The sequence below is a fragment of the Actinomycetospora sp. ABD4_176 genome (assembly GCF_056311855.1).
This window is the reverse complement of the sequence record NZ_CM149974.1, coordinates 2,555,360-2,577,330: the sequence shown is the minus strand read 5'-3', so window position 1 is coordinate 2,577,330 and position 21,971 is coordinate 2,555,360. Positions and strand designations below refer to the sequence as shown.

Sequence of the window (21,971 nt, the reverse complement as noted above, 5' to 3'; positions counted from 1 at the left end):
GCCCCTCGCCCGTCTATGCGAGCGAGGGGGCCCTTCGCCCGGAACACCTCAGGCGCGGGTGCGCTCGGTGCCGGTCGGGGTGGTCGTGTCCTGCGGGGCGGCGGGCACGTCGGTGGTGATGCGGTCGAGCTCGCGGCCCGCGGTCTCCGGCGCGCCGACCCACATGAAGATCACGGCACCGACGACGAGCACCCCGAGCAGCGTGAACGTCAGCGGCAGCCCGAGCACCGGCCAGAGCACGCTGCCGAACAGCAGCGGGGCGAAGCCGGTGATCGCGCGGCTCGACGACGACGCCCAGCCGAAGCCCGAGGCGCGCAGCTCGGTGGGGTAGAGCTCGGAGACGTAGGCGTACATGACCGGGATGACCACGAGCGCGAACAGCCCGAACGCGCCGATGGCGATCACCGCGAGGGTGGGCGTGCCCAGCAGCAGCGAGAACGCGACGAGCGTGGCGGCCGCGATCGGCCCGGCGAGCGCGATGACCTTCTTGCGCCCCCAGCGGTCGACGACGAGCACCGAGAGCGCGACACCGACGATGCCGAGAGCGTTCATCAGGGTCGTGGAGGCGAACGCCGCGATCTGGCCGAAGCCCTCGGCGCGCAGGATCGAGGGCATCCAGCTCAGGGCGGCGTAGTAGACGAGCATGACGGCGATGAACAGCGACCACGCGACGCCGGTGATGCGCGGGTTGAACGCCCAGACGCGGCGCAGCTGGTCGACCGCGGCGGCCCAGGCGCCGCCGCGCTTGTCCTCGTCGACCGGCGCGGGGATCGCGTAGGGCTCGGGGGTGGCGCCGGTGCGGGTCACCATGTCGTCGATGACCGCGCGGGCCTCGTCCTCCCGGCCCATGCGGGACAGGTAGAGCGGCGACTCGGGCACCCCGCGGCGGATCCAGAACAGCAGCAGGGCCGGCAGGATCATGAGCACGAGCATCCAGCGCCAGTTGCCGTCGACGGGCACGAGCAGCGTCGCCGAGACGCCGGCGAGCGTGGCGCCGATCGGCCACCAGCCGTCCATCGCGGCGAGCACCCGGCCGCGCTGCTTCTTCGGGGAGAACTCGCTGACGATCGCGTAGTCGACCGGGATGCAGCCGCCGAGGCCGACGCCGGCGAGGAAGCGAAGGAGCAGGAAGACCTCGATGTTGGGCGAGAGGGCGCCGAGCACCGAGAAGATCGCGAAGATCAGCAGGGTGATGCTGAAGGCCTTCTTCCGGCCGATGCGGTCGGCCACCGTGCCCCAGGCGACGGCGCCGACGGCCATGCCGATGAGGTTGGCGGTGGCGACGAGGCCGCGCTGGGCGGGGGAGAGGCCGAACTCGGTGCCGATCAGCGGGGTGAGGAACCCGTTGAGCGCGACGTCCCAGGCGTCGAACATGTAGCCGAGGCCGCCGATGAGGAAGATCTTGCCTTGGACGCCCCAGCGCCAGGGCAGGTCCTGGACGATCTGGTCTCCGGTGCGCATGGGTTCGCTCCCGTCGCGGAGGGGTGGGGGTTCGGTCGGTCCGCGCGTCAGCGGGCGAACTGGTAGTGGATGGACTCGGTGTCGTGGTCGTGCAGCGGGCTGCCGTGCCACAACCAGTCGTAGGAGACGTCGGACTCCCCGTCGAAGCGGCGCAGCTTCTCGTCGCGCTCGCGCTGCTCGGGGCCGTCGGGCAGGTGGTAGAACGCCATGTTCTGCAGCGACGCGTCCTGCACCATCCCGGCGTGCTTGGCCCGGCGGTCGACGTAGCGCACGAGCGCGCCGTCGATGTCCGCGCGCGTCACCCGCCCGAGCTCCTCGGCGAGCACCGCGGCGTCCTCCATCGACTGCGAGGCGCCCTGGGCCTGGTAGGGGAGCATGGCGTGGCACGCGTCGCCGAGCAGGGCGACCCGGCCGTCGACCCACACCGGGTCGCGGCGGCGGCGGTACATCGCCCAGAGCGAGACGTCCTCGGGCTTGGCCTTCGACAGCATCGCGGGGACGCGGTCGTCCCAGTCGCCGAAGTCCGCGGCCAGCCGCTCGGGGGTCGCGGGCTCGCTCCAGTCGCGCTCGATCGTGTCCGAGCAGGGGACGATCGCGACGACGTTGAGGTACTGCCCGCCGCGGATGACGTAGTGCACGAGGTGCTTGTCGGGGCCGTACCAGATCGTCGAGTGGTAGCGGTCCAGGAGGAAGCGCGTCGCCGGGTCCGCGGCGATGAGCTCGCCGGGGATCAGCGCGCGGTAGGCCATCTCGCCGGAGAAGACGAGGGTGTCCTCGAAGCCGGCGAGGTCGCGCACCGCGGAGCGGATGCCGTCGGCACCGACGAGCACGTCGCCGGCGAAGCGACGGCCGTCCTCGGCGACGGCGACCGGGCGCAGCGGGTCGGTGCGGTCGAGCTCGACGACCTTGGCGCCGGTCGCGAGCGCCACGGCCGGCCCGGGCACGTCGGGGTCGACGCAGGCGTCCAGCAGGACGCGGTGCAGGTCGGCGCGGTGGTAGTGCCAGTACGGGGCGCCGTACTGGTCGATGACGCGCTGGCCCAGCGGCAGCTGCGCGATGATGCTGCCGTCGGCCCAGCGGCGGCGGACCTGGTCCTCGGGCTGGGTGCGGATCGCCTCGAGCTGCGCGCGCAGGCCGAGCCCGACGAGGATGCGGCTCGCGTTCGGGGCGGTCTGGATGCCGGCCCCGATCTCGCCCAGCTCCGGGGCGGCCTCGACGACGGTGACCCGCAGGCCGCGCTGGCGCAGCGACAGCGCCGCGCAGAGCCCGCCCAGACCCCCGCCGACGATGGTGACCTCGAACGACTGGCTCGCCATGGTGCCGTTCCTCCGATGTGGTGCTCGCGTCCGGCTGCGTTAAATCCGAGCACGTACTATCCGAGGACGCAATACCCAGGCGGGTCCCGAGACGTGGCCGTAACAGATCGGCGGGCCGTCGGAGATCCCGTCACGGGTGCGGCGAGCGGGTCAGAGCTGGTCGCGCTCCGCGACCTCTTCCCAGTGCGCGCCGAGGTCGTTGAACAGCGACGCGAGGTGCGGGCGCTGCTCCGGCGGGCAGCCCGCGAGCAGGGCGTCGTCGAGCGCGCGGGCCCGGCGGAACGTCTCGGTGAGCGCCGCGGCCCCGTCGTCGGTGAGCGTCAGGACCTTGGCCCGCGCGTCGTGCGGCGACGCCGTCCGCGTGATGAGACCCCGACGCTCCATGCGCCGGCAGACGTCGGCCATCGTCGAGGTGTCGAGCGCGACCGCCCCGGCCAGCGCGGTCTGGTCCGCGTCGGGGTAGGCGCGGACCGCGGACAGCACGGCGAACTGGGGACCGGTGAGCACGCCGTCGACGTGCCGGTTCCACGCGGCGAGGTAGGCCTGGTAGAGGCGGCGCGCGCCGTAGCCCGGCGCGGCCACGAGGTCCGCGGGCGGGGCGAGGCTGACGCGCTGCCGGGCCGCGCCGCGGGGCTCGCGGCCCGCCTGCCCGCCGTCGTGGGCGCCGTCGTGCCCGTTCCCTGCGGGTGCCGACCTCGCCGTCACCGGCCCACCTCGCCCTCGGTGCCGGCCCGGGCACGTGAGGACTGCCGGAGGCGACGGTCCCCCGGGCCCCGCCCGTCGCTCCCGCCCCAGACAGTACGTGCCCGGAACGGCGGGCGGGGATCGGCGGCGTCACCGCCCGGCGAGGCTCCCGCCCCCGGCGAACGCCGGGTCCCGGCCCAGCCAGCCGACCAGGCGTGCGTACGGGTCGGCGTCGGGCGCGGTGGGCACGGGCGGGCCGAAGGGGATCGGTCCGCCGCGGGGCTCGGCGGGCAGCAGCCGGCGGGAGGTCTCCTCGACGGCCTCGGCGAGGGCCGGGTCGAGGCGGGCGGTGCGGCGGGTCGCGACGGCGAGGTCCCACGCATGGACGGTGAGCTCCTGGACGTAGCCGAAGCCCACGAAGCGGCCCGGCATCGTGCCCCACGGAACGGTGAGCACCCGGTCGAGCACGGCCGCGTCGACACCGTCGGCGCCGTCGAGCCCCCACACGCGGTCGATGTCGGCACGCGCGGTGGTGAGCTCCGCGACGTGCGTGCCGGCCGCGACCTCGGGAACGGCGTCGACGTCGGCGAAGTGCCCGCCGGCGCCGACGTGGGCGATGCGGCGGTGCACGCCGACGAGGTGGCCGAGCAGCGCGCGGACGTCCCAGTCGGTGCACGGGGTCGCGCCGTCGAGGGCGCCGGCGGGGGTGTCGGCGACGAGCGCGCCGACCTGGTCGAGGGCGGTGCGCAGCAGGGGGCGGGGATCGGGAGCGGACATCGGGTGGCCTCCTGGGTTCGGGGTGTACGGAGGATCGTGCGCCCCGATACCGGACATCTGACGTCCTGTTTTCCTGCCATCCTCGACGTGTGCGCTCGGACCGCCTGCTCGCGACGCTGCTGCTCCTGCAGACCCACGGTCGGCTGCCCGCGCCGGAGATCGCGCGGCGCCTCGAGGTCTCGACGCGCACCGTGCGCCGCGACGTCGACGCCCTGTCCTCGGCCGGCGTGCCGGTGTACTGCGAGCGGGGGCGCCGCGGCGGGGTGGCGCTGCTCGAGGGCTACCGCACCGACGTCACCGGGATGACCGACGACGAGCTGCGCGCGCTCGTCGCGCTCGGGTCGTCGGACGGGGCGCTCGGCCCGGCGCTGGCCTCCGCGTCACGCAAGCTGCTGGCGGCGCTGCCCGCCGCGCGCCGCGAGGGCGTCGACCGGGCCCGGCGGCGCCTGCTCGTCGAGCACCAGGGCTGGCGGCGCGAGCCCGAGGACCTGCCGGCCCTGCCCGCGCTCGACGCCGCACTGGTCGCCGACGAGCGCGTCCGCCTGCGCTACGCGACGGGCGACGCGCCCGTCGCCACCTGGCGCACCGTCGACCCGTACGGCCTGGTCAGCAAGGGCGGCACCTGGTACCTCGTCGCCGCGCACCGCGGGCGGCCGAAGATGTACCGGGTCAGCCGGGTCCGTGACGTCGCGCGCACCGGCACCCCCGCCCGCCGTCCCGACGACCGCGACCTCGCCGAGGTGTGGACCGAGCTGCGCGACCGCCTGCAGGAGCCGACCGAGGAGGTCCGGGTCCGCGTGCTCGCCGACCCGGCTTGGGCGCCGACCCTGCGCCGCGTCGCCCTCGCCGTGCTCGCCGGCCCGTGGCGGCAGGAGGGCACCGCCCCCGACGGCCGGGAGGTGCTCGTGGCCCCGTTCCGGTCGCTCCTGGCCGCGCGGGCGGGCCTGCTGGGCTACGGCGACGCGGTCGAGGTGCTCGAGCCCGAGAGCCTGCGGGTGGACATGGCGGAGGCGGCGGCGCGTGTCGTCGACCTCTATGCCGGCCGGAGCCGGCGATCATCCCTGCCGTCGCCGCCCGTGCCCGATTAGGGTCACGCGCCATGACGACGGTGTTGGTGACCGGTGGTGGCGAGCGACTGGCGGAGGTGGCCGAGGCCATCCGTGCGACGGGGGCGGAGACGACGGTGGTCGACACCCTCGACCGGCTCGGCGAGGCGGTGCGCGGGACGACCTTCGACGCCTACGTGCAGCTGCCGGTGGCCATGACGCCGCGGAGCGGCAGCCTCGTGTCGCGCGTCGAGCAGTTCCTCTCCGAGGGCCTGCTGTCCCGCTTCCGGGCCGCGGAGACCGTGCTGCCGACGCTGGCGGACTCGGCGACGGTGATCCTCGTCGGCGGGCAGACCAACGTCGACACGGACGCCCCGGACGACCAGGAGGCGCGCACGGCGCTGATGCGGGTGCTCGCCCACGCCCTGCGGGCCGAGCGGGCGCCCGGGCACCTGCGGGTCCGCACCGCGGGCCCGGACTGGACCGGCGCCGACATCGCCGCGGGCCTGTCCGGCGGCGCTCCGGGCGGTGACGGCGGCGCCGGCGAGCAGGGCGGCGACCGCCAGGCGATCGGCAAGGCCTACGCCGACTGGCGCGCCGAGGTGCTGGGCCTCGCCCGCGTGGAGTTCTGACGCCCCTCGCGGTCCGGCGCCGCCGGCCCCGCCCGTGCCGTGCGCCGGCACGGGCGAGGGGCCGCTCGCGTCAGGCCGGCGCGAGCGCCGAGCCCCGCCGGTACTCGTCCCACGGGATCGTCCAGTCCGCGATGTCGCCGTCGCGGGTGGTCAGCGGGCGACCGGAGCCGACGATCTCCACCGGGTCGCCCATCTGCACCCAGTTGTAGAAGAACTCCCCGTTGGCGGGCGACAGGTTCACGCAGCCGTGCGAGACGTTGCGCCGACCCTGCGCGCTCACCGAGTCCGGGTTGACGTGCACGAACTCGCCGTTGTTGGAGATGCGCACGGCGAGCGGCAGGTTCTGGTCGTAGAACCCGGGCTCGCCCTCGGCGGGCCCGCCCCACGTGTCCGAGCGCATCCGCTTGACCTCGTGCTTCTCGAACGCGACGTGGATGCCGTACTGCGTGGGGTAGACGTCGCGGCCGTAGGAGGCCGGGAGGCTGCGCAGCTCCCGGCCGTCCTGGTAGAGCACGAGCGTGTGCTCGTTGACGTCCCCGCGGGCGCGCTGGTCGCGGCCGACGGTGAACGAGAACGACCGGTCCTCCTCGCCCCAGACGCCCTCGCCGCTGTCGACGCCGTGCAGCCGCGCGTCCACCGTGACCTGCGTGCCCGGCCGCCAGTACTCCTTCGGCCGCCAGTTGAGCTGCTCGTCGGACATCCACCGGAACGAGCCCTCGGTGGGCACCGAGGTCTGCACCGACACGCGGCGCTCGACCGCGGCCCGGTCGGTCACCGGGGTCTCGAAGGTGATCGAGATCGGCATCGCGATGCCGACGGTCTGCCCGTCGGTGGGCCGGATGCTCGCGATGTCGAGGGTCTCCTCGGGGGCGACCGTGCGGAAGGTCTGCTCGAGCGGGGCGCCCGGGCGGCCCTGCCCGTCGACGCCGGCGGCCGACACGCGGTACTCGGTCCCGTAGGCGAGCTGCGGGCTCGTCCAGCGGGTGCCCGCCGGGTCGAGGGTGCCCTGCAGCGGGGCGGCGCCGCCGGGCGTCACGGTGACCGAGGTCAGGCGGCCGTCGGCGGCGGACACGACGAGCGGCTCGGCGGGCGCGACGTCGACCGTGCCCGGGGCGACGGAGGCGGACAGGGCCAGCGGCGGCACGGGCGGCGGCGCGAGCGTGCCCGCGCAGCCGGCCAGCAGGGCCAGCACCGCGAGCAGCGCCGCGAGCAGCACCACGGGCGGGCCCGCCGTCCCCCGTCCGGGCCCGGCACCCCGCCCCGCACGGTCGCGCCGGCTGCCCTGCGTCCTCGCCACACCGTCCCCCTTGTCCCGATCCGGGGAGATCCTGCCCCGGCATCCTCCCCGACCGAGACGCCGGGGGAGTGCGCGCGGTTGCGTGTCGCGGGTGTCGATCTCGTCTCGGGCGTCCCGGACCTCTCCCGTCGTCTCAGGACGATCTCAGGACGCGGCCCCACACTGTCGCCATGCGATCCTCGTCGCGGACGACGACCGGGCGGTGCGCGACTCCCTGCGCCGTTCGCTGGCGTTCAACGGCTACCAGGTCGAGCTCGCCGCGGACGGGCAGCAGGCGCTCGACGCCATCGCGGGCCAGCGTCCCGACGCGCTCGTGCTCGACGTGATGATGCCGCGGGTCGACGGGCTCGAGGTGTGCCGGCGCCTGCGCAACGCGGGCGACGACATCCCCGTGCTCGTGCTCACCGCGCGCGAGGCGGTGTCCGACCGGGTCGCCGGGCTCGACGCGGGCGCCGACGACTACCTCGCCAAGCCCTTCGCGCTCGAGGAGCTGCTGGCCCGGCTGCGGGCGCTCCTGCGCCGCACCACGCCCGAGGAGGCGGGCACGCCCGATCCCGAGCCGCTGCGCTTCGCCGACCTCTCCCTCGACCCCGTGACGCGCGAGGTCCGCCGCGGCGAGCGCCCGATCAGCCTGACCCGCACCGAGTTCTCGCTGCTCGAGCTGTTCATGGCGAACCCGCGCCGCGTCCTGACCCGCAGCCGCATCCTCGAGGACGTCTGGGGCTACGACTTCCCGACCACCGGCAACGCCCTCGAGGTCTACGTCGGCTACCTGCGCCGCAAGACCGAGGCCGAGGGCGAGGCGCGCCTCATCCACACCGTCCGCGGCGTCGGCTACGTGCTGCGCGAGACGCCGCCGTGACCATGTGAGCACTTTCCGGGCCTATGGGCCCGGAAAGTGCTCACAAAGAGGTCAGCCCTTCGCGGCCACCTCGTCGGCGTACTTCTTCGTCATGTGGTCGACGGCCTCGAGCTGCGTGGCGGCGAACTCGTCGCGCCGCAGGCCCGCGCGCTCCTTGGCGGCCTGGGTGGACTCGGCGTGGGTGCGCCCGCCCCACGTCGCGCCCTGGAAGTGGGGCATGACCTCCTGGGCGAGCAGCTCCCACGAGCGCTTCGTCGCCGCCGGGTTGGCCCACTCGTGGCCGAGCAGCAGCATCGCGCCGAACCCGCCGGACTGGTCGGCGAGGCGTCGGACCTGCGCGCGGGCGTCCTCCGGCGTCCCGATCGCCCCGATGCCGGCCTCGTTGATGAAGTCGATCATCTCCTTGACGTCGCCGCCCTCGACCGCCATCTGCGGGAACGCCGCGGTCTTCTGGAAGTAGCGGAACCAGGACTCGATGCCGTACTCGACGTCGCGGTAGGCCTGCTCCTTGGTCTCCGCGATGTGCATGAGCCCGACCAGTCGCCACTTCTCGCGGTCCGGCGTCGGCTGCCCGTAGTGCTGGGCGCGCTCCTCGACGACGTTCCAGTGGTGGGCGAGCGCGTCGAACCCGTCCTGGGTCAGCGTCGCCCCGATCGAGAGCAGGCCCACCCCGTGCCGGCCGGCCATGCGCGGCCCGGTGGGCGACGCGACGGCCGCCACGGCGATGTCGAAGCACGGCTCGGTGTAGGGCCGCAGCTGCAGCTGGGCCTCGATCAGGTTGTGGGTCCTGGTCTGCTCGGTGACGACCTCGCCGCGCAGCAGCCGCATGATGATGTCGAGGTTGACGTCGAGCAGCTCGCGGGTGTCGGTGGGGTTGAGGCCGATCATCGACGAGTCGCTGGGCAGCGAGCCGGGGCCGACGCCGAGCATCGAGCGGCCGCGGGTGAGGTGGTCGAGCATGACCATGCGGTCGGCCACCCAGAGCGGGTTGTGGTAGCTCGCCGAGGTCACCCCCGTGCCGAGCTTGATCCGCCGGGTCCGCTCGGCCGCCGCGGCGATGAAGATCTCCGGCGAGGCGATGATCTCGCTGCCCGCCGAGTGGTGCTCACCGATCCAGGCCTCGTCGACGCCCAGCGCGTCGAGGTGCTCGACCAGCTCGAGGTCGCGCTGCAGGGCGAGGGTCGGGTTCTCCCCGGCGCGGTGGAACGGGGCCAGGAACGTGCCGAAGCGCAGTCTGCTCACGGGTCTCCCTCTCGGCGTGCTCGTCTCCGAGCCCGACCGTAAGCCGGGTCACAGGGATACGTACAGACCGGATGACGTTCCGTGAGGATCCTGTGGAACGTCAGCTGCGCGGCACCCAGAAGCGCAGCAGCGCGCCGCCCTCGGGGGCCCGGTGGGCCGAGACGCCGCCGTGGTGGCGGTCGGCGACCTGGGCGACGATCGACAGGCCGAGCCCCGACCCGCTCATCGTCCGCGCGTCGAGCGAGCGGTAGAAGCGCTCGAAGACGAGGTCGAGCTCCTCGTCGGCGATCCCCGGCCCGCTGTCGGCCACCTCGAGCACCGCGGTGCCCGGCCGCTCCGGCGCCACCCCGGGCCGCAGGGTCACCCGCACCGTGCCGCCCGGCGGGCTCCACTTCGCGGCGTTGTCGAGGAGGTTCAGCGCGGCCCGCTCGAGGGCGTTGGCGTCCCCGGTGACCTCGCAGGAGGCCAGGTCTACGTCGAACGTCACGTTCTCGGCGGTGGCGCGGCGCCGGGCCCGGTCGAGGGCGCGTTCGACGACGTCGGCGAGGTCGAGGGGCTCGGCGGCGACCTCGGGCGGGTCGTCGCGCGCGAGCTCGACGACGTCGCCGATGAGGTTCGCCAGCTCGTCGACCTGCGCGCGCAGGTCGGCCTGGAGCTCCTCGCGGTCCTGCGCGGAGAGGGTCGGCGCGCCGGGGCGGTCGGAGGCCCGGTCGGAGGCCATGAGCAGCTCGAGGTTGGTGCGCAGCGAGGTCAGCGGCGTGCGCAGCTCGTGCCCGGCGTCGGCGACGAGCCGTCGTTGGCGCTCGATCGACGATGCCAGCGCGGCGAGCATCGCGTTGAAACTGCTGGTCAGGCGGGCGAGCTCGTCGCCGCCGGTGACCGGGATCGGGCGCAGGTCCCCGGTGCGCGCCACCCGCTCGGTGGCCGAGATCAGGCGCTCGACCGGGCGCAGGCCGGCACGGGCGATGGCGACCCCGGTGAGGGCGGCGAGCAGCACGCCCGAGGCGCCCGCGACGAGCAGGACGACGGCGAGCTTCGAGAGCGTGCGCCGGGTCGGCTCGAGCTCCTGGGCGAGCACGAGGGCCCGGCTCTCGCCCGCGTAGACCGCGACCACGCGGTAGACCTCGCCGTCGACGACCCCCGTGCGCACCGACGTCGGCGGGTCCTGCCGCGCCGCGGACACCTCGGCGGCGCCGAGCGGCGGGCTGCTGCCGCGCAGGGTGACGAACTCGCCGCCGGCGGTCACGATCGCGACCCGCACCTCGCCGGCGGCCAGGGCGTCGGAGGAGACGCGCAGCAGGATCGCGGGGTCGGCGAGGTCGCCGGCCGCGGCGACCGTGGCGCGCTGGACGAGGCTCTCGTCGAGCTGGTCGTAGAGCGCTCGCTGGGCGGTGAAGAACACCGCGATGGCGATGAGCGCGACGAGCAGCCCGCCGCCGACCGAGACCAGGATGCCGACCCGCCGGCGCAGCGGGATGCCCTGGAGGATGTGGCGCACCAGCCCGGGTGGCGGGTCGTCGCCGCCGTCGTCGTCCCGGTCGGGGGCGGTGCCTCCTGCCGGCGCGCCGGTGGGCGGGGCGCCGGCCGGGGTGCCGGTCGGGATCTCCGCCCGGTCGTGCGGGTCCGCCGGGTGGCGGTCGTCGACGACCGGCGGACCGGCGCTCGACGGGCCGGTGACGGGACGTTCCACCCCTCCAGCTTCCCCCGTCCGCGCCCCGGCGGGCACGGGCGCCGGGCGACGCACCGCCCGGAGCGATGCGAGAGGGTTGGGACATGAGCGAGAACGACGCCGCGTCCTCCGTCCCGGGCGGCACCGGCCGGGCGGGATCCGACACGCCTGCGGACCCGGCGTCGGGCTCGGCGGGCTCGGCCGGATCGGCGGGCGCGTCGGGATCGGCGGCCGCGTCGGGATCGGCGGCGCCGGCCGGGCCCGGCGGTGTCCGCTGGGCCGAGGGCACGGGGCGCGAGTACGGCGGCGAGTACGGCCGCGAGTACGGCGCGGCGTCGACCGGCTCCACCGGCGCGACCGAGGGCGCGACGCCCTACAGCGCACCCACCCCCGCCGCCGGCGTGCCGGCAGGTGCGGGCTCCGGGCAGGGTGCCGGTCCGGCGTCGGGTTACGGGGCGTCGGGGTACGGGTCGGCGTCGGGCTACGGGGGGTCGGGCTACGGGCAGGGCTCGGGTCCCGGGCTCGGAGGCGGGCCGACGTCGCCGGGAGCGGGTGCCGGCTCCCCGGGCGGGTCGGCACCGTCCGCGGGCCCGACGGCGGGGTCCGGCGCGGTGCCGTCCTCCCCGGCGACGGTGCCCCGGACCCGCGAGGCGCCGGCGGTCGGGCCGGACGGGGCGCCGCAGGGTCCGTCGGGCGGCTACGGCTGGGGGAGCAGCGGGGCGGGCCCGGCGACGCCGCCCGGCGGCTGGCCCCGCGACGCCGGCGGGGGCTGGGGAGGATCACCCACCCCGGGGCCCGGCGGATACGGCGGCAACGGCGGCAACGGCGCGGGCGGCGGGTCGCGGCGTCCCGGCACGGCCGCGCTGGTGGCCCTGGCGCTGGTTGCGGGCCTGATCGGCGGGGCGCTCGCGGCGGTGGTCGTCGGCGGGAGCGGCGGCGGGTCGTCGATCTCCTCGCAGGGCACCGCGCTCGACGAGCCCGCCCCCGAGGGCGGGGCGCGGGCGCCCGCGCCCGGGTCGATCGAGGAGATCGCCGCCAACGTGCTGCCCAGCGCGGTGCAGATCCGCGGTGCGGCGGGGGAGGGCTCGGGCATCGTGCTCTCCGCCGACGGGCTGATCATGACCAACAACCACGTGCTGCAGGCGGGCCAGGGCGGCGGGCTCGAGGCGGTCTTCTCCGACGGCCGCGCCGCGCCCGTCCAGATCGTCGGCACGGCTCCGGCGGCCGACATCGCCGTCGTGCGCGCCACCGGGGTCAGCGGGCTGCGCGCGGCGTCGCTGGGCAACTCCGACGACCTCGTGCAGGGCCAGACCGTCGTCGCCGTCGGCTCGCCGCTCGGGCTCTCCGGCACCGTGACCACCGGCATCGTCAGCGCGCTCCAGCGCCCGGTCGAGGCCGGCGGCTCCGGCGCCGGGCAGAGCAGCGTCCTCGACGCCATCCAGACCGACGCCGCGATCAACCCCGGCAACTCCGGCGGGCCGCTGGTGGACGGCCAGGGGCGCGTGATCGGCGTCAACACCGCCATCGCCAGCGTCACCGGCAGCGCGGGCCAGGAGGCCGGCTCCATCGGCCTCGGCTTCGCGATCCCGATCAACCAGGCCCGCCGCCTCGCCACCGAGCTCGTCGACACCGGCCAGGCGACCCAGGCCGTCATCGGCGTCGGGGTGGCCGATGCGGCCCCGCGCGGCGCGGTGATGGCCGACGTGGCGCCGGGCGGCCCCGCCGCGACGGCGGGCATCGCGGCCGGCGACGTCGTGGTCGGCGTCGACAACCGGGCCATCGAGGACGCGAACGCGTTCGTCGCGGCCATCCAGTCGCGGGCGCCGGGGGAGACGGTGTCGCTCGCGCTGCAGGCCCCGAGCGGCACGCGCCAGGTGACGGTGACGCTGGGCAGCCGCGTCATCGGCGGGCGGTGAGCCGGGTGCCGGGCGGCGCTCCTCCGCTGCGTGGCGTCCCGGGGCTCCCGACTAAATTGGTGACCATGGAGAACCAGCCGCTGGTCAGCGGCGAGATGCTGGGACGGGCCCTCGTCGTCGTGGTCGACGACCGGGTCAGCCGCGGCGAGTCCTCGGACACCATCGGGCCGCTGGTGACCGAGCTGCTCGGCGAGGCGAACCTCGTGGTGGACGGCACGATCGTCGTGCCCGGCGAGTCGGTCGCGATCCGCAATGCGCTCAACACGGCCGTCATCGGCGGCGTCGACCTCGTCGTCACCGTCGGCGGCACCGGCGTGTCCCCCCGCGCGGTCACCGCCGACGCCACCGCGGGGGTGCTCGACCGGCCGATCCCCGGCATCGCCGAGGCGATCCGCGCCTCGGGCCTCGCCGCCGGCGCGGTCGACGCCGGCCTGTCCCGCGGGCTCGTCGGCGTCTCGGGCAGCACCCTGGTGGTCAACCTCGCGTCGTCGCGGGCGGCCGTCCGTGACGGCATGGCGACCCTGACCCCGATGATCTCCCACGTGATCGCCGAGCTCTCGGGGCTGGAGGAGCACTGAGCCCCGCGCCGGGCCCGTCGGACGACGCCGCGGCGCGGGACGAGGCGCGGCGCCGGGCCGCCCGGCGCGCCCGGATCTTCTCCGACGACCCGGTCGCCTCGTCGGACGAGCGGGAACCGGGCACGAGCAGCTCGGGCGGGCGCGACGACGAGGACCGTCGCCGGTACGAGGACGAGCGGCCCCCGCACCACGACCGCCCCTGACGCGACCGGCGATCGGCGCGCTCACCGCAGCGTCACCGTGACCTCCTCGCGCAGGGACACCGTGGCCACCCGCGCGGCGAGCTCTCCCGGCAGCGCCACGACCACCACCGGCGCCGCGCCCGCCGTGCGCTCCGGCGCGGGCAGCACCGCGAGCACCACCGAGCCCGGCGCGAGCACGGCCGGCTCGGCCGGCTCGGCCGGGTCCGGACCGTCCGCCACCCCCACCGGCTCGGACACCGTCCCCTCCGCCGCACCCGCCCCCGCCGCCACGAGATCGACGCGCGTCCCCGGCGTGAGCAGGGCGGCCACGCCCGCGTCGGCGAGCCGGACCGGCACGCACGCGGCGTCCGGCACCCCCGCGGCGGCGACGGCCGCGACCGTGCCCAGCAGCCGCACGTCGGTCAGCGCCTCACCGGCCCGCACCCCGCCGACGACCTGGCGGCCCGCCACCGCCGCGGGCTCCGCCAGCGCCCCGACCGGCACGAGCTCGGCCGGCAGCGTCCGCACCGCCACGTCCGCGGGCCCGAGGGCCACGCCCGGCGCCAGGTCGCGCGCCGCCACCAGCACGGGCGTCCCCGCCGGCGCCACCCCGGGTGCGGCGAGCAGGCCCAGGGCGAGCAGCGCGAGCAGCCCCGCCGCCGCCCGCCGCAGCGCCACCGCCCGCCGCCACCCGGGCGGCGGCAGCCGCCACCGCCGGCCCGGTCGGCCCCGTCGGCGCCGCTCCCCGGTCGGCGACTCGTCGCGTTCTCGCACGTCGCCGACGCTAGGTCGGTGCGCTCGTCGGGACCGAGCGGTCACCCGGCCGGCCGTGGACGCGAACGGCCGATGGGGACGGCGTCCGGCGCAACGCGGACGGTGCGTGCGCCCGGCCCGGCGCGGCGACGCCGCCGGGCGGCCCGGTAGTTTGCCGCCGAAGGGGTCACCGCAAGGTCACCGCGAGACGTCACCGAGAGCGGGAAGAGGGCGGGCGCAGGCATGGCCGTCGTGCTCGTGCTGCTCGCCACCATCGCGAACGCGACGGCCCTGGTCCTGCAGCGCAAGGCCGCGCAGGACAGCGCCCGCGCCCGGGGCATCAGCGCCGGCACCCTGCGCGACATGGTCCAGCGCCCGGCGTGGCTGGTCGGCACCGCGGTCTTCGCGGTCGCCGTCGCGCTGCAGGCCACGGCGCTCAGCATCGGGTCGATCGCGCTGGTGCAGCCGGTGCTGGTCATGGAGCTGCCGTTCACCCTGCTGCTCGGCTGGCTCGTGCTCGGCGGGGCCCTGCGGCGCCGCGAGTGGATCGCCGTCGCGATCATGTCGGTCGGGCTCGTCGTCCTGCTCGTCACGCTCCAGCCCAGCGGCGGCGACGCCCTCGGCGCGGGCACGCTCGTCTGGGTCCTGGGCACGATCGTGACGCTCGGCCTGCTCGGGCTGACCAGCTCGATCGCCAGGCGCTCGCGCCAGGTGGGACGGGCCGCCTGGTACGGGATCGCCGCGGGCATCGGCTCCGGCTTCGTCGCCGTGATCGTCAAGGCGATGTCCGAGGCGCTCATCCGCGACGGCGTCGCCGGCGTGCTGACGACCTGGCAGAGCTACCTGCTCGTCCCCGTCGCGCCGGCGGCGTTCCTGGTCCTCCAGCACGCGCTGCGGGCCGGGCGGCTGCTGGCGTCGCAGCCGGGCCTGATCCTCGGCAACCCGCTGCTCTCGTCGATCTGGGGCATCGGCCTGCTGGGCGAGGAGATCAACGGCGGCGCGGCGCTGGTGGGCGGGCTGGCGGGCGCCACGCTCATGGTCGTCGGGGTGTTCCTGCTGTCGCGCTCGCCGTTGCTCGCGGCGCAGGAGGGCGGCCCGCGGGACACCTCGGGCTCCGCACGCAACGGCACCGCCGCCCGGCGCCGGCCCCTCTGACGGGTCCCGAAACCTGCCACGTGTCACCCGTGCGGGTGATCTGGGCCGGACGTCGCAACCTTCAGGGCCACTGAGCCGTCATCCACGGTGCGAGGCACTCGACGCCGGCCGCTGGGGAGCGGGTGGGTGTCGGGCAGGGTCCGGGACGCCGACTCGGGGTCGGTGTCCCGGGCCACCCCTCCACCTCCGTGGCGAGCCTCAGGCGGACCTGGCCGAGCTCGACGACGTCGTGGACGTGCTCGAGGAGCTGCTCGAGGACCCCGAACCGGACGAGCTCTTCTCGCCCGAGCCCGTCGACCCGCCCGACGTCGAGCCCGAGGACGCGTCGGCCGTCGGCTTCTCCGTCGACTTCTCCGAGGACTTCTCCGACGACTCCGAGGACGACTTCTCCGGCGAGGAGCCGGACCCCGCGCGGGCGTCGTTGCGGTAGAACCCGCTGCCCTTGAACACGATCCCGACCGACGAGAACACCTTGCGCAGCCGGCCGCCGCACACCGGGCACTCGGTCAGCGAGGGGTCGGAGAACGCCTGCACCTGCTCGAAGCGGTGGTCGCAGGCGGTGCAGGCGTAGGGATAGGTCGGCACGTGCACTCCTGGGTGTCGTCCGCCCCCCGCGACGAGGGGCGTGAGGTCCGCGCGCAGTGTAGATGGCACTCGCGCGATGAGAGTGCCAACGCGGACTGCGTCACGGCTGTTCCGTGGCGGGCGCCCGCGCGCGCCGTCGGCGTGTCGCATCGCGAGGATGTGGCGATCCTGGCGTCTGTCGCCGGCGATGCCGCATCGCTGGTCAACCGCCGAGCCACGTCACCCCGGACGACGGGCGCCAGACGGCGTGGACGGGCACGTCGTGGGGCTCGGCGGGCAGGTCCTCGGCGAAGAGACCGTCGTCGGCCACGAGGGCCACGAGCCGCGTCTCCGGGCCTGCGTGGGGGAGGGTGCGGTCGTAGTGCCCGCCGCCGCGGCCCAGGCGCACGCCGCGCGGGTCGACGGCCAGGGCCGGGACGACGACGAGCCCGGCGTCGGCGACGGCGCCGGGGCCCAGCCGCGGGCCCGTGGGCTCGAGCAGGCCGTGCGGGCCGGGGCCGAGCGACTCGGGGCCGGTGAACTCCGCCCAGTCCAACGGCGCGGCGCCGACCGTCACGGGCAGCAGGACGCGGCGTCCGAGCGCGCGGGCCGCGTCGAGCACCGGCAGGCCGCCCTCGGGGGTCGCGCCCGGTTCCCCGCCGACGGCGACGAAGAGGCAGACGGGGTCGCTGACGTCCTCGAGCACCGCCGGCAGCCCGGCGGCGAGCCGTGCGGCGTCGGCACGGCGCTGCTCGTCCGGGCGCGCCCGCCGGGCCGCCAGCAGCGCGCGGCGCAGCTCGTCCTTGGTGCCGGGGGTGCGCGTCACCCGCGCAGCGTCTCGCCGTCGTCGACGTGGCGCGGGCCCCGGACCGTCACGTCCCCCTCGACGGTCACGTCCGCCCCGAACGTGACGTCGCCCTCGACCCTCAGCGCGGTGGCGCGGGCCAGGGACGGCGCGCCGCCGGCGAAGCGGCGCTCGAAGTCGCCGAGCAGCTTGAACTCCCTGCCCAGCTCGACCACCGGCGCGTCACCCGACCACGTCGGCACCATGCGCCCGTCGTCGGTGAGGTCGTAGAGGTCGGAGCGGGTGACGAGCAGGTCGTCGGTGGTCTTCACCGGCGCGAACCGGGTCCGCGGCACCTCCAGCGCCCGCGCGCCCTCGATCGACCCGATCGCCGCGCCCATCGCCGTCTCCAGCTGCAGGACCGGCGTGGAGGAGGTGTCGGTGGGGTCGACGGTCTTCCTGTTGACGATCAGCGGCAGGTACGGCGCCGCCGGGTCGGCCTCCTGCAGGGCGCGCAGGTGCTCGAGGTCGAACCACAGGTTGTTGGTGTTGAAGTAGCTGAAGCGCTCGATGTCCTGGAAGGAGTCGTCGCCCTCGGGGACCTGCGCGGTCTCGCGCAGGACGAGCGTCCCCTGGTACGAGGCGAGGTGCCCGCCCTTGCGGTCCATCGGCGTGCGGCGCGCCACCTCGAGCGCGAACGGCACCTCCTCGGCGGCCATCCACGCCGCGATCCGCACGTCCGGGATCGCGCCGAGGTTGTCCGAGTTCGACACGAAGCACCAGCGCACGCCGGCCGCGAGCAGCGCCTCGAGCGCCCCGGACGCGGCGAGCGCCGTGTAGAGGTCGCCGTGCCCCGGCGGGCACCACTCGAGGCGCGGGTCGGCGGGCCACGACACGGGGCGCCGGTCGTCGGCGCGCAGCTTCGGCTCGACGCCCTGCAGGAAGTCCAGGGGCAGTTCGTCGTCCTCGAGCCCGGGGTGGCGGCGCAGCGCCTCGAGCGACGGCGCGCGGGTGCCCTCGGAGTCCATGAGCAGCAGCGGCAGCCGCGCGCCGTGGGTCTCGCGCAGCGCCAGCGTCTGGCGCGCGGCCACGTCGAGGAAGCTCGTTCCGGGCTTGATCTCCAGCAGCGACTTCGGCCCGTCGAGCCCCATGCTCGTGCCCAGCCCGCCGTTGAGCTTGATCACCGCGAGGCGGTCGAGCGCGTCCCGGGCGGAGGCGTCGTCGGGCTCGGGCAGGCCGTCGAGGGTCGGCAGGTCGTCCACGGGCGCGAGCTCCTCGCCCGGCATCACCGCGCTCTCCGGCTCGGCGAGCTGCTCGAGGCGGCGGCGGAAGGCCTCGACCTCGGCGGGGTGGGCGCCGCGCGCGGTGAGGGCGGCCAGGGCCTCGTCGAGAGAGGGGTCGGCGTGGGGCATGCCCGACATCTTCCCGGTGACCCCTCGCGCCCGAACGCCGGTGTCGGGCGCGTCGGAACCCCCTGCGGCACGCCCGGCGTAGGACGATGGCCTCCATGCGGAGGCAGCCGGGGGAAAGGCCGCAGCGGTGAGGACGGTCGAGGCCCAGCTGCGCCGCGTGCTCGACGCCGCGGTGCGGCCGGCCCCGATCCGGGTGGACATCGCGTCGGCCCAGGGACTGCTCTGCGCCGAGGAGGTCGTCGCCGACCGGGCCCTGCCCGGCTTCGACCAGGCCGCCGTCGACGGGTTCGCCGTGCGCAGCGTCGACGTGCGCGCCGCGGCCGAGGAGCCCGTCGAGCTGCCGGTCGTCGGCGAGGTCGCGGTCGGCTCCCGACAGGCGCACCGGCTGCAGCCCGGTCAGGCCGTGCGCGTGGCCACCGGCGCGCCGCTGCCGACCCTCGCCGACGCCGTCGCCCCCTACGACCACACCGACGCCGCCGACGACCCCGGCCACCGCGGCACCGGTCACCGCGCCCGCCTCACCGTCAAGGCGCCCGTGCCGTCGGCCGGGTGGGTGCGCCGGGTCGGCGAGGACGTGGCGCCGGGCGACGTGGCCGTCCGGCGCGGGGCCGCGGTGGGCCCGGCCCAGGTGGGGCTGCTGGCCGCGGTCGGGCGCACGACGGTGCTCGTCCACCCGCGCCCCCGGGTGTCGGTGCTCGCCGTCGGCGACGAGCTCGTCGACCTCGACCGCACGCCCGGCACGGGCCAGGTGGTCGACGTGAACTCCTACGCGCTGGCCGCCGCGGCCGCCGACGCCGGGGCCGAGGTCACGCGCCTGGGCATCGCGTCGACCGAGCCGGCGGCGCTGCGCGAGGCCGTGGAGTCGGCGCTGTCGCGCTCGGAGGTCGTCGTCGTCGCGGGCGGCGTCGGCGGCCGTCTCGGCGAGGACGTCCAGGACACGCTGTCCGAGCTCGGGCCCGTCGACGTCTCGCGCGTCGCCATGCACCCCGGCTCGGTGCAGGGCTTCGGGCGCCTCGGCGGCGAGGAGGTCCCGACGTTCCTGCTGCCCGCGAACCCGGTGTCGGCGCTCGTCGTGTTCGAGGTGCTCGTGCGCCCGCTCATCCGCCTCGCCCTCGGCAAGCAGGAGCTGCACCGCCGCGAGGTCACCGCCGCCCTGCTCTCCCCGGTCGCCTCGCCCCCCGGGCGGCGCAGCTACGTCCGCGGACGCCTGCTGCGCGACCGCGCGAGCGGGGAGTACCTCGCCCAGCCGCTGGGCAGCTCCGGCTCGCACCTGCTCTCGTCGCTCGCCGAGGCCAACGCGCTGGTCGTGGTCGACGAGGACACCACCGAGCTCGGCATGGACGCCCCGGTGCGGGTGTCGTTCCTCGCGCCGCGCAGCTGACGCGCGTGTCCCGATCCCCCTGGGGCGGTGCCCGGCCGACCGGCCGCCACCCGGGCTGGCCCGCGCGCACCCGGGCGCTGCGCGTGCCGGCCGGGGTCGTCGAGCTGCGCCCGGTGCGGCTGCGCGACGGGGCCGCGTGGTCGCGCACACGGCTGCGCGACGAGGAGCACCTCGCGCCCTGGGAGCCGACGCTGCCCGGGCCGTGGTCCGACCGGAACGCGCTCGCCGAGTGGCCCGCGCGCTGGGCCGCCCTGCGCTCGATGGGCCGCGCGGGGCAGGCGCTGCCGTTCACGCTGCTCGTCGACGGGGCGTTCGCCGGGCAGGTGGTCGTCGGCAACGTCGTGCGCGAGCCGCTGCTCTCGGCCTACGTCGGCTACTGGGTCGGCGCGCACGTCGCGGGCGGCGGAGCGGCGACCGCGGCGGTGGCCCTCGCCGTCGACCACTGCTTCAGCCGCGTCGGCCTGCACCGCGTGGAGGCGACCGTGCGCCCCGAGAACGCGCGCAGCCTGCGGGTGCTCGCCAAGCTCGGGTTCCGCGAGGAGGGGCTGCTGCGCCGCTACCTCGAGGTCGACGGCGACTGGCGTGACCACCTCGTCCTCGCCGTCACCGAGGAGGACGTGCTGCCCGACGGCCTGGTCGCGCGCCTGCTGCGAGCCGGGCTGGCCGAGCGCGCGTGACGCCGACACCCGCAGCGACACCCACAGCGACACCCACACGGCCCAGAGCTCGACCCTGGCGCACCATCCGGTCGAGTGGTAAAGCGCGCCAACCCTCGAGGCGTTGGTTCCCCTACTGGAGGGATCTCGTCACCGCCCGCGCACGACACGCCGTGCCAACTCCGTGGCGCGCGGGGCTCGTGTGACTAGCGTGGCGCGTGCGACGGCCCGGATCCGGGCGTCGCGGTCGGTCGGGGTGGGAGGTCTGCGGTGCCGAGCTCGGTCGTGTTCGCGGCCCTGGTCCTCGCGTGGCTGGTCGTGCTCGTGCCGGTCGTCGCGCGCCGCCGCCAGATGGTCCCGCGTCCCGCCGAGGCCGACCTGAGTGCCCGGGTGCTGCCGAGGACGGCCGGCGCGCCCCCGATCGAGGAGGTCGCCGTGACCACAGCGCAGACGGACGGACGTTCCGGCGGCGAGCGTGCGACGGCAGCCGGATCGGGGTCCGGCGCCGTCGGCGGACGTGGCGCCGCCACGGCCGTCGCCGAGCGCGGCGACGAGACCCCCGAGGCCCTCGACGCCGAGCTCGACGCCGAGCTCGACCTCGACGCGGAGCGCGACGACCTCGAGGACCTCGACGACCTCGACGACCTCGACGAGGACCCCCGCCCCGCGGGCCGCGAGCGCGTACTGCCGCGCCGGGCGGTCGCGATGGACGAGGTGGACGCGGTGGACGCCGTGGACGAGGTGGACGCCGTGGACGAGGTGGACGCCGAGATGGACGACGACGCCGAGGTCGAGCTCGACGAGCGCTACGAGGACGACCTCGACGACGACCTCGACGACGGCCTCGATGACGGCCTCGATGACGAGGACCTCGAGGACCGCTACGACGACGAGGACCTGCGCGACGACCTGGACGACCGCGACGACCGCGACGACCGCGACGACCTGGACGACCTGGACGACCCCGAGCCCGGCCGCGCGCTGCGGCCCTACCGCCCGGGTCGGGGCGGGTTCGACGCGGAGGCCGCCGAGGCCGCGGCGCACGCGCGCTACGCGTTCCGGCAGCGGGTCGCCCTCGGCCTCATCGCCGTCGCGGTGCTCTCCGCGCTGGCGGCGCTGGTCGTGTCCAGCGCGATGTGGTGGCTCCACGTCGCCGCGGACGTCGTCCTCGTCGGCTACCTGGTCTTCCTGCGCCGCCAGACGCGCATCGAGGAGGAGGTGCGCGCCCGCCGGGCCGCGCGCCAGTCCGGGGAGCGCCGGGCCCTGGAGGCCCGCCGCGCCCGTCAGGCCGAGCACGACGCCCGCATGGCCTCCTACCGCGACGCCGACTGGATCGACGCGGAGTACGACGCGCACGACGACGACGTCGAGGACGACGGACGCCCGGAGCGCCGTCGCGACGACCACCGTGACGACCACCGTGACGACGACCGTGACGACCACCGTGACCGCGACGACGCCCCCCGCTGGGCGGCCCCGCGCACGCCTCCGCCGCCGGTGCCCGCCGACATGGAGCTGGTCGGCGACACCGACGACGACCCGGCCTTCCACGACCTCGACGGCGAGCGCACCTACGGCTACCGCCGGGCGGCGGGTGCGTGAGG

At 76.1% G+C, this 21,971-nt stretch carries 20 protein-coding genes and 1 pseudogene; 10 read left to right on the top strand and 11 right to left on the bottom strand.

The window, feature by feature from the left end:
- Positions 1 to 48 precede the first annotated feature (48 nt).
- The 4 genes from ACYX4T_RS12445 to ACYX4T_RS12430 form a co-directional block, all read right to left on the bottom strand.
- Positions 49 to 1,461, bottom strand: coding sequence for an MFS transporter (locus tag ACYX4T_RS12445; protein ID WP_476014803.1), 1,413 nt, complete (start codon positions 1,459 to 1,461; stop codon positions 49 to 51).
- A 47-nt stretch (positions 1,462 to 1,508) separates the two neighbouring features.
- The gene (locus tag ACYX4T_RS12440; RefSeq protein WP_476014802.1) at positions 1,509 to 2,777 is read right to left on the bottom strand and encodes an FAD-dependent monooxygenase; all 1,269 of its coding nucleotides are present in this window, start codon (positions 2,775 to 2,777) and stop codon (positions 1,509 to 1,511) included.
- Between the two features lie 150 nt (positions 2,778 to 2,927).
- Complete coding sequence (locus ACYX4T_RS12435; RefSeq protein WP_476014801.1) at positions 2,928 to 3,482, bottom strand: MarR family winged helix-turn-helix transcriptional regulator; 555 nt, start codon at positions 3,480 to 3,482, stop codon at positions 2,928 to 2,930.
- Between the two features lie 129 nt (positions 3,483 to 3,611).
- Positions 3,612 to 4,238 (bottom strand): TIGR03086 family metal-binding protein, encoded by a 627-nt coding sequence (locus tag ACYX4T_RS12430; RefSeq protein ID WP_476014800.1) that lies wholly within the window; start codon positions 4,236 to 4,238, stop codon positions 3,612 to 3,614.
- An 89-nt stretch (positions 4,239 to 4,327) separates the two neighbouring features.
- Between ACYX4T_RS12430 and ACYX4T_RS12425 the strand changes: the two genes are divergently transcribed.
- Both ACYX4T_RS12425 and ACYX4T_RS12420 read left to right on the top strand, forming a co-directional pair.
- Entirely contained in the window at positions 4,328 to 5,326 is a 999-nt protein-coding gene (locus ACYX4T_RS12425) for a helix-turn-helix transcriptional regulator (RefSeq protein WP_476014799.1), read from the top strand.
- 11 nt (positions 5,327 to 5,337) lie between these two features.
- A complete protein-coding gene (locus tag ACYX4T_RS12420) occupies positions 5,338 to 5,916 on the top strand; it encodes a hypothetical protein (protein ID WP_476014798.1) in 579 nt (192 codons plus the stop codon).
- Positions 5,917 to 5,986: 70 nt separating this feature from the next.
- On the opposite strand, the gene ACYX4T_RS12415 is transcribed toward ACYX4T_RS12420, so the two are convergent.
- Entirely contained in the window at positions 5,987 to 7,213 is a 1,227-nt protein-coding gene (locus ACYX4T_RS12415) for a L,D-transpeptidase (RefSeq protein WP_476014797.1), read from the bottom strand.
- 175 nt (positions 7,214 to 7,388) lie between these two features.
- Here ACYX4T_RS12415 and ACYX4T_RS12410 point away from each other — a divergent pair, with 175 nt between their 5' ends.
- Complete coding sequence (locus ACYX4T_RS12410) at positions 7,389 to 8,075, top strand: response regulator transcription factor (RefSeq protein WP_476015264.1); 687 nt, start codon at positions 7,389 to 7,391, stop codon at positions 8,073 to 8,075.
- Positions 8,076 to 8,126: 51 nt separating this feature from the next.
- Here ACYX4T_RS12410 and ACYX4T_RS12405 read toward each other — a convergent pair whose 3' ends face one another.
- Both ACYX4T_RS12405 and ACYX4T_RS12400 read right to left on the bottom strand, forming a co-directional pair.
- Positions 8,127 to 9,317 (bottom strand): LLM class flavin-dependent oxidoreductase, encoded by a 1,191-nt coding sequence (locus ACYX4T_RS12405; RefSeq protein ID WP_476014796.1) that lies wholly within the window; start codon positions 9,315 to 9,317, stop codon positions 8,127 to 8,129.
- 100 nt (positions 9,318 to 9,417) lie between these two features.
- Complete coding sequence (locus ACYX4T_RS12400) at positions 9,418 to 11,007, bottom strand: HAMP domain-containing sensor histidine kinase (RefSeq protein WP_476014795.1); 1,590 nt, start codon at positions 11,005 to 11,007, stop codon at positions 9,418 to 9,420.
- Positions 11,008 to 11,090: 83 nt separating this feature from the next.
- On the opposite strand from ACYX4T_RS12400, the gene ACYX4T_RS12395 reads away from it, so the two are divergent.
- Positions 11,091 to 12,902 (top strand): S1C family serine protease, encoded by a 1,812-nt coding sequence (locus ACYX4T_RS12395; protein WP_476014794.1) that lies wholly within the window; start codon positions 11,091 to 11,093, stop codon positions 12,900 to 12,902.
- Positions 12,903 to 12,967: 65 nt separating this feature from the next.
- Positions 12,968 to 13,480, top strand: a complete 513-nt coding sequence (locus ACYX4T_RS12390) for a MogA/MoaB family molybdenum cofactor biosynthesis protein (RefSeq protein ID WP_476014793.1) — start codon at positions 12,968 to 12,970, stop codon at positions 13,478 to 13,480.
- Between the two features lie 224 nt (positions 13,481 to 13,704).
- Here the strand turns inward: ACYX4T_RS12390 and ACYX4T_RS12385 are convergent, their stop codons facing one another.
- Positions 13,705 to 14,436, bottom strand: a complete 732-nt coding sequence (locus ACYX4T_RS12385; RefSeq protein ID WP_476014792.1) for an SAF domain-containing protein — start codon at positions 14,434 to 14,436, stop codon at positions 13,705 to 13,707.
- A 222-nt stretch (positions 14,437 to 14,658) separates the two neighbouring features.
- Between ACYX4T_RS12385 and ACYX4T_RS12380 the strand changes: the two genes are divergently transcribed.
- Complete coding sequence (locus tag ACYX4T_RS12380; RefSeq protein ID WP_476014791.1) at positions 14,659 to 15,570, top strand: DMT family transporter; 912 nt, start codon at positions 14,659 to 14,661, stop codon at positions 15,568 to 15,570.
- Between the two features lie 229 nt (positions 15,571 to 15,799).
- Positions 15,800 to 16,000, top strand: coding sequence for a hypothetical protein (locus tag ACYX4T_RS12375; protein ID WP_476015392.1), 201 nt, complete (start codon positions 15,800 to 15,802; stop codon positions 15,998 to 16,000).
- 62 nt (positions 16,001 to 16,062) lie between these two features.
- On the opposite strand, the pseudogene ACYX4T_RS12370 reads toward ACYX4T_RS12375, so the two are convergent.
- The 3 genes and pseudogenes from ACYX4T_RS12370 to ACYX4T_RS12360 all read right to left on the bottom strand — a co-directional run.
- Positions 16,063 to 16,305: pseudogene (locus ACYX4T_RS12370) on the bottom strand (FmdB family zinc ribbon protein); the annotation flags it as partial.
- A gap of 52 nt (positions 16,306 to 16,357) precedes the next feature.
- Positions 16,358 to 16,960: a 5-formyltetrahydrofolate cyclo-ligase gene (locus ACYX4T_RS12365; protein WP_476014790.1), complete on the bottom strand. Its 603-nt coding sequence runs from the start codon at positions 16,958 to 16,960 to the stop codon at positions 16,358 to 16,360.
- Complete coding sequence (locus tag ACYX4T_RS12360) at positions 16,957 to 18,330, bottom strand: UTP--glucose-1-phosphate uridylyltransferase (RefSeq protein ID WP_476014789.1); 1,374 nt, start codon at positions 18,328 to 18,330, stop codon at positions 16,957 to 16,959. Before ACYX4T_RS12360 ends, ACYX4T_RS12365 begins: the two co-directional genes overlap by 4 nt.
- 127 nt (positions 18,331 to 18,457) lie before the next feature.
- Between ACYX4T_RS12360 and glp the strand changes: the two genes are divergently transcribed.
- The 3 genes from glp (at position 18,458) to sepX (ending at position 21,969) form a co-directional block, all read left to right on the top strand.
- A complete protein-coding gene (gene glp, locus ACYX4T_RS12355) occupies positions 18,458 to 19,711 on the top strand; it encodes a molybdotransferase-like divisome protein Glp (RefSeq protein WP_476014788.1) in 1,254 nt (417 codons plus the stop codon).
- A gap of 5 nt (positions 19,712 to 19,716) precedes the next feature.
- Complete coding sequence (locus tag ACYX4T_RS12350) at positions 19,717 to 20,388, top strand: GNAT family N-acetyltransferase (RefSeq protein ID WP_476014787.1); 672 nt, start codon at positions 19,717 to 19,719, stop codon at positions 20,386 to 20,388.
- A gap of 249 nt (positions 20,389 to 20,637) precedes the next feature.
- A complete protein-coding gene (sepX, locus tag ACYX4T_RS12345) occupies positions 20,638 to 21,969 on the top strand; it encodes a divisome protein SepX/GlpR (protein WP_476014786.1) in 1,332 nt (443 codons plus the stop codon).
- The last annotated feature ends 2 nt before the right edge of the window (positions 21,970 to 21,971 follow it).

Excerpts from the sequence above, each read along its gene's own strand:
- ACYX4T_RS12445 (WP_476014803.1), bottom strand. The coding sequence starts at position 1,461 with ATGCGCACCGGAGACCAGATCGTCCAGGACCTGCCCTGGCGCTGGGGC.
- ACYX4T_RS12440 (WP_476014802.1), bottom strand. The coding sequence starts at position 2,777 with ATGGCGAGCCAGTCGTTCGAGGTCACCATCGTCGGCGGGGGTCTGGGC.
- ACYX4T_RS12430 (WP_476014800.1), bottom strand. The coding sequence starts at position 4,238 with ATGTCCGCTCCCGATCCCCGCCCCCTGCTGCGCACCGCCCTCGACCAG.
- ACYX4T_RS12420 (WP_476014798.1), top strand. The coding sequence starts at position 5,338 with ATGACGACGGTGTTGGTGACCGGTGGTGGCGAGCGACTGGCGGAGGTG.
- ACYX4T_RS12395 (WP_476014794.1), top strand. The coding sequence starts at position 11,091 with ATGAGCGAGAACGACGCCGCGTCCTCCGTCCCGGGCGGCACCGGCCGG.
- ACYX4T_RS12390 (WP_476014793.1), top strand. The coding sequence starts at position 12,968 with ATGGAGAACCAGCCGCTGGTCAGCGGCGAGATGCTGGGACGGGCCCTC.
- ACYX4T_RS12380 (WP_476014791.1), top strand. The coding sequence starts at position 14,659 with ATGGCCGTCGTGCTCGTGCTGCTCGCCACCATCGCGAACGCGACGGCC.
- ACYX4T_RS12360 (WP_476014789.1), bottom strand. The coding sequence starts at position 18,330 with ATGCCCCACGCCGACCCCTCTCTCGACGAGGCCCTGGCCGCCCTCACC.